Here is a 12,493-nt window from a genome sequence, read left to right on the forward strand (position 1 = left end):
ACAAAACAGGTAAAAAACCATGGCTGAAGCCGCCAGTGAAATAACAAGGCGCTATGATCTGCATAGCCATACGACTGCTTCAGATGGCATTTTATCACCTGAACAGCTCGTGGACAGAGCGATTTCCATGGGCATTGATGTATTGGCAATCACTGATCATGATACGACGGAAGGTATTCCTGCTGCTCTAAACCATATCCAGCAAAATAATTTATCACTGTCGTTAATATCCGGCGTTGAAATTTCGACGTTATGGCAGAATTTGGAAATTCATATCGTTGGCTTAGATATTGATATCAATTCTGTTCCCTTAAGAACATTTCTGGCTAATCAGGTTGATTTAAGGAAACAGCGTGGCATTGAAATCGGGAGTCGGTTGTCTAAAGCGGGTATTCCCAACGCCTGGGAAGAGGCATCCCGGTTAGCCAATGGCGGGCAGGTGACTCGCGGGCATTTTGCTCGTTATCTGATTGAGGCGGGAGTTGAGCCGACGATCCAGAAAGTTTTCAAAAAATATTTGGCAAAGGGAAAAATCGGTTATGTTCCGCCCCAATGGTGTACAATCGAGCGGGCTATTGAAACCATTCATCAGGCAGGAGGGCAGGCTGTAATTGCTCATCCCGGCAGATATGGTTTGTCAATGAAATGGCTAAAACGCTTAATAGCCTGGTTTCAACAACATGGCGGTGATGCAATGGAAGTTGCGCAATGCCAACAAGCACCTAATGAAAGGCAACAACTTGGTCAACTGGCGAGAGAATATAGGCTGAAAGTATCATTAGGATCGGATTTTCACCAACCTTGTTCATGGATAGAACTCGGTCGAAATTTGTGGTTACCCGGTGATGTTGTACCGATATGGCACGATTGGTCACGGCTTGGGGCTGCATAGAAGTGTAGAGGTTATTATTATTATGAGCCAGTTTTTTTATATCCACCCTGATAATCCACAAACCCGTCTTATTGAGCAAAGTGTAGAAGTGTTGAAAAAGGGTGGAGTTGTTATTTATCCTACTGATTCAGGCTATGCCATTGGTTGCTGCCTTGAAAATAAGGATGCCATGACCCGTATATGCCGTATCCGCCAATTGAATGGACGGCACAACTTTACACTGATGTGTCGTGATCTGTCAGAGATCTCAACTTATGCCCATGTAGACAATCAGGCGTTCCGGCTAATCAAGAATAATACTCCCGGCAATTACACCTTTATTTTACAGGCAACAAAAGAAGTACCTCGTCGTTTAATGAACGAGAAACGTAAAACTATTGGTTTGCGAGTCCCCTCCAATCCTATTGCTCTGGCGTTATTGGAAGCAATGCGTGAGCCTTTGATGTCATGTAGCCTGATTTTACCGGGCAATGACTTTGCCGAGTCTGATCCGGAAGAGATTAAAGATACTTTGAGTAAACAAGTTGATTTAATCATTCACGGTGGCTATCTTGGGCAGCAACCGACAACGGTAGTGGATTTAACTGGGGATTTACCAGTGGTTCTTCGTGAAGGTGAAGGTGATGTGACGCCTTTTTTATAAGATGAAGATATCTCCACTTTTTTATTTTTTTTATCATACGACGCCTGTGAAGGCGACAGCAGAGGTTGCTCAATGAGCGATAAAACAGAAAAGTTACAAAAAATTCTTGCGCGTTCTGGTCATGGTTCACGCCGTGAAATTGAAGGATATATTCAACAGGGGCGCATTAGTGTTGACGGTAAGATCGCAACGTTGGGTGATCGAGTCGAAGTTAAACCCGCCACAAAAATCCGCTTTGACGGACGGCTCTTAAATATCAAAGAGCCACAAAAAACAGTTTGTCGTGTTTTAGCTTATTATAAGCCAGAAGGTGAATTGTGCACCCGGCACGATCCTGAAGGGCGTCCGACGGTGTTTGACCGCCTGCCGAAAATGCAGGGTGCTCGCTGGATTGCTGTAGGACGTCTGGATATTAATACCTGTGGCCTGTTGTTATTTACCACTGATGGTGAATTGGCAAACCGCCTGATGCATCCGAGCCGTGAAGTTGAACGTGAATATGCTGTTCGTGTTTTTGGCGAAGTGGACAATGCAAAATTGCGTCAGTTGAAACAAGGCGTACAACTGGAAGATGGCCCTGCTTCATTCAAAACTCTCTTATTTAAAGGTGGAGAAGGTATAAACCAGTGGTACAACGTCACATTGACAGAAGGGCGCAACCGTGAAGTCAGACGCTTGTGGGAAGCGGTTGGAGTGCAGGTCAGCCGTTTGATCCGTGTCCGTTACGGTGATATTGACCTGCCGAAAGGTTTACCTCGTGGCGGTTGGACTGAATTAGGGCTGGAGCAGACTAACTATTTACGTGAGTTGGTTGGCCTGAATGAAGAGACCGTATCTAAAGTTGCGGTTGAACGCGAACAACGTCGTATCAAAGCCAATCAGATCCGTCGTGCAGTAAGGCGGCATACTCAGGTGACTTCCCGCCCGGCCGGAAAACGCCCGGCAAGCAGCTCTCGCCAAAATACGGGAAGAAAAACGACGCTTAAAGGCCGTTAATCTTCTCAGGCCGCTATTTCAGTTGAATAAAACAATTGAGTTAACTCTATATTTGGTAAGCATTTTTTCGCTGAACATTGTTTACGGGATATTATTTACTGGGCAATGTTTACTGAATACTGAGTTACTGATCTTTGAAATAGCGGCTTTCATTAGTTTATTTGTCGACCAATGTGTTACTAGTCAATACATTACCAATCAATGCCTTTTTGCGCTTTAATGCCACCCTCAAATGCATGTTTGATTGGTCGCATCTCTGTAACTGTATCCGCAAATTCACGCAGCTCACGATGACAACCGCGTCCGGTAATAATGACGGACTGGCTGGCAGGGCGCTGTTTAAGGGCTGTGAGAACATCGGTAAGTTCCAGATAACCGTAGTTGACCATATATGTCAGTTCATCAAGCACAACAAGCTGGATTGAAGGGTCGGATAACAGCGTCAGGGCATGTTGCCACACAGACTGACAAGCCGCGATGTCAGCTTCACGATTTTGTGTTTCCCATGTAAATCCGGTTCCCATAACATGAAATTCAACACCGTGCTGTGCCAATAGATTCTTCTCTCCGTTTTCCCATGTTCCTTTGATGAATTGGATCACGCCAGCACGTTGCCCATGACCAATGGCGCGGGTAACAGTGCCAAATGCAGCAGTTGTTTTTCCTTTGCCATTTCCGGTGAAGATCATGACAATGCCTCGTTCCTGTTGCGCTGCTTCAATGCGGGCATCAACTTTCTCTTTCAGACGTTGTTGTCTTTTTTGGTACTGGCTGTTATCTCTCGTCATTATTCGGCTGGCCCTGCCTTACGGCCTGGTTGAGCATCAAAACTAATGCCTGAATCATGCAAACTGTCTTCTCCCATCAGGTAAAGATATACCGGCATAATATCGGCTGGTGTCTTTAACTTCGCCACATTCTCATCAGGAAATGCACGGGCACGCATGGTGGTCCGCGTTCCACCTGGATTAATGCAGTTGACCCTCAGAGGTGTATCCTGATATTCCGCTGCCAGAACCTGCATTAAGCCTTCTGTAGCAAATTTGGAAACAGAATAAGCGCCCCAGCCACTTCTTCCTTCACGTCCCACACTGGAACTGGTAAATACCAAAGAACCATTGGGGGATTTCAGTAACAATGGGATCAAAACCTGAGTCAGCATGAAAGTGGCATTCACATTCACTTGCATAACATCATGCCAAAGTTGAACGGGTTGGTCTGTGATGGGTGCAACAACACCTAACAAACCAGCATTATGTAACACGCCATCAAGACGAGAATAACGTTGTGCCAGTTCATCGGCAAAAGTCTGGGACTCTTCAGCAGTCACAGTTAACAGATCCATTGTATAAACGGCAGCAGGTAAACCACCTTCATATTCGATCTGCTGTTTAACTGCTTCCAGCTTTGCAGTTGTGCGCCCAAGCAAAATAACCTGTGCGCCGTGGCGGGCATAAGTTAATGCCGCTTCACGACCAATACCATCACCAGCACCAGTAACTAAAATGATTTTTTGTTGCAGCAGGTCATTATTGGGTTGGTAATCTAACATCTGACTATTTTCCATAAACTGTTTTAAATCTGAGGTGACATAAACAATTTATCATCAGAACAAAACTTAGTGCTCTCGTCAAATTGACAAAAGAATGTATGCCTTTTATCTGTATGTGCTTTTATGAGTGATGCTAATGAATGGTTTTGATGGAATAACTTTGATATACCCGTCGTCTTTCAAGTTGCAGCTTTGATGAAATCGAGAAAAGTAAACTGTTAGAGCGCTATCTCAGGTTTTTAGTTAAAATGAAGCGTATTGTTCATCATAAATGAAGAAAGGTGGATCTGTGGAGTATTTTTCTCTATACGGACTGTTCTTGGCCAAAGTAGTGACTATAGTCTTGGCAGTCGTCATTTTGGCAGTATTTTGTATTGGAGTAAGTGTGCGTAAGACGATGCAAAAAGGAGAATTACGGCTGACTAATCTTGGTGAGTCATATAAGGAAAAGCAGCGTCAGATGCAGCAGGCTCGAATGAGTGAAGCAGAACAAAAAATCTGGCAGAAAGAGCTGAAAAAACAGCAGAAAGATGAGGCTAAACAGAAAAAGGCCGCTGCTAAAGCTGGTCAGAAAAGTTCACTGAAACCTAGCCTTTATGTTGTTGATTTTAAAGGTAGTATGGATGCGCATGAGGTGGATTCTCTGCGTGAAGAGATTAGTGCTATCCTGGCTGTGGCTGACAGCAAAGATGAAGTGCTACTGCGTTTGGAAAGCCCCGGAGGAATGGTACATGGTTATGGGCTTGCCGCATCTCAGTTAGCTCGCCTGAAACAAAAAGGTATACGTCTGACGATCGCTGTAGATAAGGTCGCAGCAAGTGGTGGTTATATGATGGCTTGCGTGGCTGATCGCATTATTGCCGCACCTTTTGCTATCATCGGTTCAATTGGCGTAGTGGCACAGTTACCAAATATCCATCGGTTGCTCAAGAAAAATGACATCGATATCGAACTTCATACTGCCGGGGAGTACAAGCGTACTCTGACTTTATTAGGCGAAAATACAGAGCAAGGACGGCAGAAGTTTCAAGAAGATCTGAATGAAACTCATAAATTATTTAAATTATTTATCCATCAACATCGCCCTGCTCTGGATGTAGAAAACGTTGCAACTGGTGAATATTGGTATGGTACACAGGCAAAAGAGCATGGTCTGATTGATGAAATCGGTGTCAGTGATGATTTTCTGATTGCACAAATTGAACACTGTGAAGTTATTGGTGTTAATTACTCTCGCCGCAAACGTGTAGTGGAACGTTTCATGGGAAGTGCAATGGAGAATGTTGATAAATTATTTATGCGCTGGTGGCAAAGAGGCCAAAAACCGCTGCTTTGACAATGAATTGACAGTAAAAACGCGCAGTAAGCGACAGCAGATATGGCGGATAATATGATGGTTTATGCTTCTATTATCCGCATTATTTTTCATGACCTTGTTTACGCTTTTTTGTAACACACTATTTGAATCTATCTGTCCTGTTTTGGACGATACGTTTATCCTGAACGAATTTTTTGTTTTCCATAACGATCTTATATCGTTTTTGTAGTGGCTACTCCTAATTAGCCGAGATTGTTTCAGTTTGCATCTATTGTTCTTCTCAAAAAAATAAGTTGTTGCGCATCGTTTTTTATCAGGTAGAGTGTGGGCTTTTCGTCACGCAGATGGAAGATTTTGTTTACAACGGTGAAACCATACAATGGTATGATATGCGTTTGTGTATAAAATACCTCATATATTTCAAAGGGTTTAGCGGTAAAATTAAAGCTAAAGATAAAAATTAGTTGATATCTTGCGAATCTATCGCAATATAAAAAGAGATCTATTTTATATACCGCAACGCAATATACTCCGTAATTTTCGCCATCTGAAAAGAAGATAATTAGGTAAAGGTAACTATGGGTAAAGCTCTTGTTATAGTGGAGTCCCCGGCAAAAGCCAAAACAATCAATAAATATCTGGGGAATGACTACGTTGTGAAATCCAGCGTAGGCCATATCCGTGATTTGCCGACCAGTGGTGCGGCAAGTCAAAAGAGTTCGAACTCATCGACCGATAAGAATAAAAAGAAAACCAAAAAAGATGAGAAAACAGCACTGATTAGCCGGATGGGAGTCGATCCCTATCATGGTTGGGTAGCGGATTATCAAATTTTGCCCGGCAAAGAAAAAGTGGTGGCAGAGCTGAAAACGCTGGCTGAAAAAGCAGCGCATATCTATCTTGCAACGGACCTTGACCGTGAAGGAGAAGCTATTGCATGGCACTTGCGGGAAGTGATCGGTGGGGATGACACGCGTTTCAGCCGCGTTGTATTTAATGAGATTACAAAGAATGCGATCACGCAGGCTTTTGATAAACCGGGTGATTTGAATCTTGATCGTGTTAACGCACAACAGGCACGTCGATTTATGGATCGTGTAGTTGGTTACATGGTTTCACCGCTACTATGGAAAAAAGTTGCCAGAGGGCTGTCTGCCGGGCGGGTTCAATCCGTAGCGGTTCGGCTTGTTGTTGAACGGGAACGTGAAATCAAAGCATTTGTTCCTGAAGAATACTGGCAGATATATGCGGATTTGATGGCTAAAGGAGACGTTGAGCTCCGTATGGAAGTTACCCATAAAGAGGGGAAACCATTCAAGCCAGTTAATGCGGAGCAGGCACAAGCTGCGGTGTCTCTGCTTGAAAAAGCCAGATATAAAGTCATCGATCGCGAAGACCGCCCGACTTCAAGTAAGCCGGGTGCGCCATTCATTACTTCTACCTTACAACAGGCTGCCAGCACCAGACTTGGTTTTGGTGTTAAGAAGACCATGACAATGGCGCAAAAATTATATGAAGCAGGTCACATTACCTATATGCGTACTGACTCAACTAACCTAAGTCAGGATGCGTTGGGTATGGTTCGCGGTTACATTCGTGACAACTTTGGTGACAAATACCTGCCTAAAGAGGCTAATGTCTATAGCAGCAAAGAGAATTCTCAGGAAGCTCATGAAGCTATCCGGCCTTCTAATGTTGATGTCATGGCTGAAGAACTGAAAGACATGGAAGCTGATGCCCAGAAGTTGTATCAGCTTATCTGGCGTCAGTTCATTGCCTGTCAGATGACACCGGCGAAATACGATTCTACTACGCTGACCGTGCAGGCTGGTGATTTCGAGTTGCGGGCTAAAGGCCGCACTTTGCGTTTTGACGGCTGGACAAAAGTCATGCCAGCTTTACGTAAAGGGGACGATGATCGTACTTTGCCTGTTGTGGAAGCAGGCACTGAGCTTGATTTACAAAAGTTGCTGCCAAGTCAGCACTTCACTAAACCTCCCGCGCGTTTCAGTGAAGCCTCTCTGGTCAAAGAGTTAGAAAAGCGTGGCATCGGCCGTCCATCAACTTATGCATCCATTATTTCCACTATCCAGGATCGTGGTTATGTGCGGGTTGAAAACCGTCGCTTCTATGCGGAAAAAATGGGTGAAATTGTCAATGATCGTTTGGAAGAGAATTTCAACGAATTGATGAACTATGATTTTACGGCAAGAATGGAAGATCAGCTTGACCACGTTGCGAATGATCAAGCGGATTGGAAAGGGGTGCTGGATGAGTTTTTCATCAATTTCAGTCAGCAATTAGACATTGCCAGCAAAGACCCGGAAGAGGGCGGAATGCGCCCGAATCCAATGGTTATTACCTCTATTGAGTGTCCGACCTGTAGCCGCCCAATGGGGATCCGCACGGCAACTACAGGTGTATTTCTTGGCTGTTCAGGTTATGCGCTGTCACCAAAAGAGCGTTGCAAACAAACCATTAATCTAATCCCGGAAAATGAAATACTGAATATTCTTGAAGGGGATGATGCGGAAACTAATGCGCTGCGTGCCCGTTGTCGTTGTAGCAAATGTGGGACGGCGATGGATAGCTATCTAATTGATATCCAGCGTAAGTTGCATGTTTGTGGCAATAATCCTGCGTGTGATGGTTATGAAGTAGAAAACGGAGAGTTCCGTATCAAAGGTTACGATGGCCCTGTTGTCGAATGTGATAGATGTGGCTCAGAAATGCACCTGAAAATGGGTCGTTTCGGTAAATATATGGGATGTACAAACGAAGAGTGTAAAAATACCCGTAAGATCCTTCGTAGCGGGGAAGTTGCACCCCCGAAAGAAGATCCCGTTCCTTTACCTGAATTACCATGTGAAAAATCTGATGCCTATTTTGTCCTGCGTGACGGTGCCGCTGGTGTGTTTTTAGCTGCCAGTACATTTCCGAAATCACGTGAAACACGCGCACCTTTAGTTGAGGAACTTGTGCGGTTTAAGGAGCGTCTGCCGGAGAAACTGTGTTATCTGGCGGAAGCGCCTGTAGCCGATCCTGAAGGTAATAAGACTGTTGTGCGTTTTAGCCGTAAGACGAGACAACAATATGTTTCTTCGGAGAAGAATGGTAAAGCGACCGGATGGACAGCATTTTTTGTTGATGGTGCCTGGGTAGTCAAAGAGAAATAATGATTCTGATGCTGGATTGCCAGTCAGTGCATTGAAATATAATCAGATAGATATTTCTTTTTTTACTTAAAGAATAACTTTTATTTCTGAAAAGCCAGTTATCAGGACTGGCTTTTTTTGTTTTCATTTAGAATGAAAGCATAATATTTCAGTAACGTGTGCTTAATAATCGTTATCGACCCTAATTATTTGTTATATATATATACATCAAGTGATATAGTAGTTATATGCCTATGAAAATATATTCTATATGGTTATAAGTGAATAACTATTAGCAATATAGAGCTGATTTAAACTACAAAAACATCCGTACATAATTACTACTTAGGGACAGTGCTGATATGAAATTGCAGCAATTACGTTACATTGTAGAAGTGGTTAACCATAACCTGAATGTATCTTCTACGGCGGAAGGATTGTATACCTCTCAACCAGGGATCAGCAAACAGGTAAGGATGCTTGAAGATGAGTTGGGTATCCAAATATTTGCGCGTAGTGGAAAACATCTGACACACGTTACGCCGGCTGGTGAAGAAATTGTCCGTATTTCCCGTGAAGTCCTGTCGAAAATTGACTCGATTCGCTCCGTCGCCAGTGAGCATACCTATCCGGATCGTGGTTCTCTGTATATTGCCACCACACATACACAAGCAAGGTATGCTTTACCTCCTATTATTAAAGGTTTTATTAAACGTTATCCTAATGTGTCTCTTCATATGCATCAGGGTTCTCCGACCCAAATTGCAGAAGAAGTCTGTAAAGGAAATAGTGATTTTGCAATAGCAACGGAAGCGCTTCACCTTTATAGCGATCTCATCATGCTGCCTTGTTATCACTGGAATCGTTCTGTGGTAGTCACCAAAGATCATCCATTGGCAGAAAGGCAAAGTGTAACCATTGAGGAGCTGGCAGAGTATCCGCTCGTGACATACACCTTTGGTTTTACGGGGCGCTCCGAGTTGGATGTCGCTTTTAACCGTGCTGGCATTAAACCTAAAATCGTATTTACTGCGACAGATGCGGATGTCATTAAAACATATGTTCGTTTAGGGCTGGGAATCGGGGTTATTGCAAGTATGGCAGTAGAACCCATTCAGGACAGTGACTTGGTGCGAATTGATATGCGTGATAAGTTCAGCTATAGCACAACTAAGATTGGTTTTCGTCGCAGCAGTTTCTTGCGTAGCTACATGTATGATTTTATCTGGCGTTTTGCTCCACATTTAACCCGTGATGTTGTGGATAGGGCTATTGCATTGCGGTCTAATGAAGAAATTGAAGAGATGTTCAAGGATATTGAACTACCGATTGTATAAAAAAGTAAAAAAAGATCTAATAAGAACCGAGGAAAATAGCCAGAGTTATTTTCCTCGGTTTTTGTCGTTCGTGAATAGCGTCTTTATCTTCTGGATCCTCTGCGATGTTTAGCTCCTCTGGAACTTCGGTTTCCTGTTTGTGAAGGAGCTGATGATCCTTGTCCAAAGCCTAGTGAATCATAGCTAGGAGGAGCATCATAGGCAGGTGGTGCGTCATAGGAAGGCGTTGAGGAATAGGCGGGTGGTGGTTCATAAGGAGGAGGATTACGTCCGGGTGCAGGCTGAAAACCTCTTCTGTGAAGATTTCTGGTTCTTGGTTGTGTTAGTGGTTGTTGTAAGTTCGATGGTCCTGGGATATTCCCACTCGTGTAGTGTTCATAATATTCTTGTGATGGAGGAGGTGCGGATGAGGAAGATTGTTGTAATTGTGAGAAAAGAATAGTGTTGTATAAAGATTTAAATTTTTCTAATGCTTCATGTTCATTAGAGCGATATGATAAATAGGGTATAATAGAAAACGTGTATATACTTAGGTTTATATCGTGGGGATGACCACTCCACAAGATATACCTGCCAGGAATATCTTGTGTGAACCCCATACTTGCCAATAGGCTACGTATAATGTCGTCTGACATTTGTTGTTCATTTGGGATACGTAATTGACTGAAATCATTATATATTATGCGTAATGATTTTATTCTATCGGGGCTTCTTGTATATTCCCCAATAAGTCGTTTCTTATGTAAGTATTCGAAATACGTTGTTAAAGAAATCATATATCTCTCCATAAAAATGTAAAACAATTACTATGATAAATAGTTATCCATCTATTTTCACCAAATAACAAGCAAATTATGATAATGTATACTTGTTGTTTAGTTTCATATGGCATGTCGTTTCCATTCTGAAATATTATTATTTCTGGAGAGATATTTTTTAATAGGTAAAAATAATTTAATTTATTCAAAATAATACGAAAAGTAGCTTATGACTCTCCTGTGCCGATACTACGCACTTTCATATAATTAGCGAGTTCTTTATTATCTTCTATTTTACTTGCCTGCAAGGCAGTAAAGACACCCTTTTGATCGCCTTGATTTTTATGCTGTCCTAATTTCTCCTTAGCGTGTATTTCATTAATGATAATTTTAAATCCGATAATAGCCTGTTGTTGTTTACTAAGGTACTCTTCTGGCATTAATTCGGTATTTTTCATTAACCCCGGCTCATATTTGTTGACTAATTCTTCTAAAGCCAATTTGGTTTCTTCACAGTTTAAAAATTTTGTGACACCGTAACAATGAACTGCCGTGTAATTCCAGGTTGGAACGGCATGAGTGGATTCATACCATGTAGGGGATATATAGGCGTGTGGGCCAGTAAAAACAACTAAAACGTTCTGATTTTCCAGCTCTTTCCAGTGTGGGTTAGCTTTGGCAATATGGCCGTATAAAACACCACTTTCTCCTTCATGAGGGTTAAATACAAATGGAAGGTGTGTTCCGGTTAAAGAGGGAGAAACTAATAGCCCAAAGCTATAAGTAGAAATAAATTTAGTGATATCTTCCTGGTTTTTCATTTTCATTCTATGAGGTACATGCATGTTTGTGACTCCGATATAGATTTGTTCAAGTGGCTTAAGAATAGCTCTGACAAATTGGTATGGTAATCGCATGGCTTATGTAATCAAGCTAAGTTTAAAATTCGCCATTAAAAAAGTTATCTGATCTTTCTATCGAAGATTGTTTATTTTTAAGGATAAATCGTTCAAAGGCAGTTTTAATTTCAGGATCTTCTAATGCTTGATAATCAAATAATGATACGCAGGAAGAATAGATAAATTCAACATTAATAGTTTCATTAGAAGCACAATTTGATGTGATTTCTGAATTACTTCTATCAAAATCCAGTTTATAGAGTTTCATTTTGGGAATATACATCACTTGATCTTCATTCCCAACCGCTTCAATAACACTTGCTAATGTGAGAGTGGAATAATGATCGCTATTTTTTTTCAATCCAAGTCTGATGGCATCTCCTTGTTTTTGCAGGAACTGAGAAAAGCTTTTCATACTTGGGGATTGTGTATTCACAACGATATCCATAATGAGCTGTAGTAAATTTGTTGCAATAGAAAAACCTTTCATAACATGATGATATGTCTGTTCTTCAATATTTCGGATGCTCATTAATGGTAATTTACCCATAATATCACCCCAGAATTGCACATCTGTTCTGTATTGCCGTCCACGAGTGTTGGAATATTTGATGATATAATCAGTAGCAATGGAAGAAAGTGCTATCTGGATTTTCTTTATTTCATTCAGTTTCTTCATAACAGCAGATTTATCACTGAGTTGTGAAGTAATGACAAACTGAACAAGGCCATCAGTATCACTGAATCGATGATCAGACAAGGTGAAATGGTCTTCAATATCATAAAAGAAAAATTGCTCGGCCTGTTTGATCTGATTTAAATATTCTTCACGTTTTGTGATAATTTCTTTATCCATAATTCACCTCTAATCATTAATAATAAGCAGTAATTATTTTTAGAAAATATTCAGAGCACTGAATATCGGTTACGCTCATCAATAAAA

11 protein-coding genes are annotated in these 12,493 nt (G+C 41.8%); 6 read left to right on the forward strand and 5 right to left on the reverse strand.

The annotated features are described in order from the left end of the window. Positions 1–19 precede the first annotated feature (19 nt). From rnm to rluB, 3 genes are all read left to right on the forward strand, one after another. Positions 20–892, forward strand: a complete 873-nt coding sequence (gene rnm, locus BDD26_RS14690) for an RNase RNM (RefSeq protein ID WP_115826938.1) — start codon at positions 20–22, stop codon at positions 890–892. A 22-nt stretch (positions 893–914) separates the two neighbouring features. Further along, entirely contained in the window at positions 915–1,535 is a 621-nt protein-coding gene (locus tag BDD26_RS14695) for an L-threonylcarbamoyladenylate synthase (protein WP_038259943.1), read from the forward strand. Between the two features lie 72 nt (positions 1,536–1,607). Next, positions 1,608–2,531: a 23S rRNA pseudouridine(2605) synthase RluB gene (gene rluB / locus BDD26_RS14700; protein ID WP_115826939.1), complete on the forward strand. Its 924-nt coding sequence runs from the start codon at positions 1,608–1,610 to the stop codon at positions 2,529–2,531. Between the two features lie 191 nt (positions 2,532–2,722). On the opposite strand, the gene cobO is transcribed toward rluB, so the two are convergent. Together cobO and BDD26_RS14710 are read right to left on the reverse strand one after the other, a co-directional pair. Next, positions 2,723–3,319, reverse strand: a complete 597-nt coding sequence (cobO, locus tag BDD26_RS14705) for a cob(I)yrinic acid a,c-diamide adenosyltransferase (RefSeq protein ID WP_115826940.1) — start codon at positions 3,317–3,319, stop codon at positions 2,723–2,725. Continuing rightward, the gene (locus BDD26_RS14710) at positions 3,319–4,083 is read right to left on the reverse strand and encodes a YciK family oxidoreductase (RefSeq protein ID WP_115826941.1); all 765 of its coding nucleotides are present in this window, start codon (positions 4,081–4,083) and stop codon (positions 3,319–3,321) included. Before BDD26_RS14710 ends, cobO begins: the two co-directional genes overlap by 1 nt. A gap of 289 nt (positions 4,084–4,372) precedes the next feature. On the opposite strand from BDD26_RS14710, the gene sohB reads away from it, so the two are divergent. The 3 genes from sohB (at position 4,373) to cysB (ending at position 9,893) form a co-directional block, all read left to right on the forward strand. Further along, positions 4,373–5,419 carry a protease SohB gene (gene sohB, locus BDD26_RS14715; protein ID WP_038259950.1) on the forward strand — a complete coding sequence of 349 codons (1,047 nt, stop codon included), beginning with the start codon at positions 4,373–4,375 and terminating at the stop codon, positions 5,417–5,419. A 560-nt stretch (positions 5,420–5,979) separates the two neighbouring features. Next, positions 5,980–8,577, forward strand: a complete 2,598-nt coding sequence (gene topA / locus BDD26_RS14720; RefSeq protein WP_115826942.1) for a type I DNA topoisomerase — start codon at positions 5,980–5,982, stop codon at positions 8,575–8,577. Positions 8,578–8,918: 341 nt separating this feature from the next. Further along, positions 8,919–9,893 carry an HTH-type transcriptional regulator CysB gene (cysB, locus tag BDD26_RS14725; RefSeq protein ID WP_115826943.1) on the forward strand — a complete coding sequence of 325 codons (975 nt, stop codon included), beginning with the start codon at positions 8,919–8,921 and terminating at the stop codon, positions 9,891–9,893. An 83-nt stretch (positions 9,894–9,976) separates the two neighbouring features. Here the strand turns inward: cysB and BDD26_RS19400 are convergent, their stop codons facing one another. The 3 genes from BDD26_RS19400 to BDD26_RS14740 form a co-directional block, all read right to left on the reverse strand. Further along, the gene (locus BDD26_RS19400) at positions 9,977–10,669 is read right to left on the reverse strand and encodes a hypothetical protein (protein ID WP_147299021.1); all 693 of its coding nucleotides are present in this window, start codon (positions 10,667–10,669) and stop codon (positions 9,977–9,979) included. Between the two features lie 209 nt (positions 10,670–10,878). Further along, complete coding sequence (locus BDD26_RS14735) at positions 10,879–11,496, reverse strand: FMN-binding negative transcriptional regulator (RefSeq protein ID WP_038259932.1); 618 nt, start codon at positions 11,494–11,496, stop codon at positions 10,879–10,881. Positions 11,497–11,590: 94 nt separating this feature from the next. After that, on the reverse strand, positions 11,591–12,406 hold the full coding sequence (locus tag BDD26_RS14740) for a hypothetical protein (RefSeq protein WP_115826945.1): 816 nt from the start codon (positions 12,404–12,406) through the stop codon (positions 11,591–11,593). Positions 12,407–12,493 lie beyond the last annotated feature (87 nt).

The organism is Xenorhabdus cabanillasii, assembly GCF_003386665.1.
In the GTDB taxonomy this organism is placed as follows: domain Bacteria; phylum Pseudomonadota; class Gammaproteobacteria; order Enterobacterales; family Enterobacteriaceae; genus Xenorhabdus; species Xenorhabdus cabanillasii.

What these genes read in the sequence shown, in the direction of transcription:
- cobO (WP_115826940.1), bottom strand. Translation starts at nt 3,319, where the DNA reads ATGACGAGAGATAACAGCCAGTACCAAAAAAGACAACAACGTCTGAAA.
- rnm (WP_115826938.1), top strand. Translation starts at nt 20, where the DNA reads ATGGCTGAAGCCGCCAGTGAAATAACAAGGCGCTATGATCTGCATAGC.
- BDD26_RS14735 (WP_038259932.1), bottom strand. Translation starts at nt 11,496, where the DNA reads ATGCATGTACCTCATAGAATGAAAATGAAAAACCAGGAAGATATCACT.
- BDD26_RS14740 (WP_115826945.1), bottom strand. Translation starts at nt 12,406, where the DNA reads ATGGATAAAGAAATTATCACAAAACGTGAAGAATATTTAAATCAGATC.
- cysB (WP_115826943.1), top strand. Translation starts at nt 8,919, where the DNA reads ATGAAATTGCAGCAATTACGTTACATTGTAGAAGTGGTTAACCATAAC.
- BDD26_RS19400 (WP_147299021.1), bottom strand. Translation starts at nt 10,669, where the DNA reads ATGATTTCTTTAACAACGTATTTCGAATACTTACATAAGAAACGACTT.
- BDD26_RS14695 (WP_038259943.1), top strand. Translation starts at nt 915, where the DNA reads ATGAGCCAGTTTTTTTATATCCACCCTGATAATCCACAAACCCGTCTT.
- BDD26_RS14710 (WP_115826941.1), bottom strand. Translation starts at nt 4,083, where the DNA reads ATGTTAGATTACCAACCCAATAATGACCTGCTGCAACAAAAAATCATT.
- topA (WP_115826942.1), top strand. Translation starts at nt 5,980, where the DNA reads ATGGGTAAAGCTCTTGTTATAGTGGAGTCCCCGGCAAAAGCCAAAACA.
- rluB (WP_115826939.1), top strand. Translation starts at nt 1,608, where the DNA reads ATGAGCGATAAAACAGAAAAGTTACAAAAAATTCTTGCGCGTTCTGGT.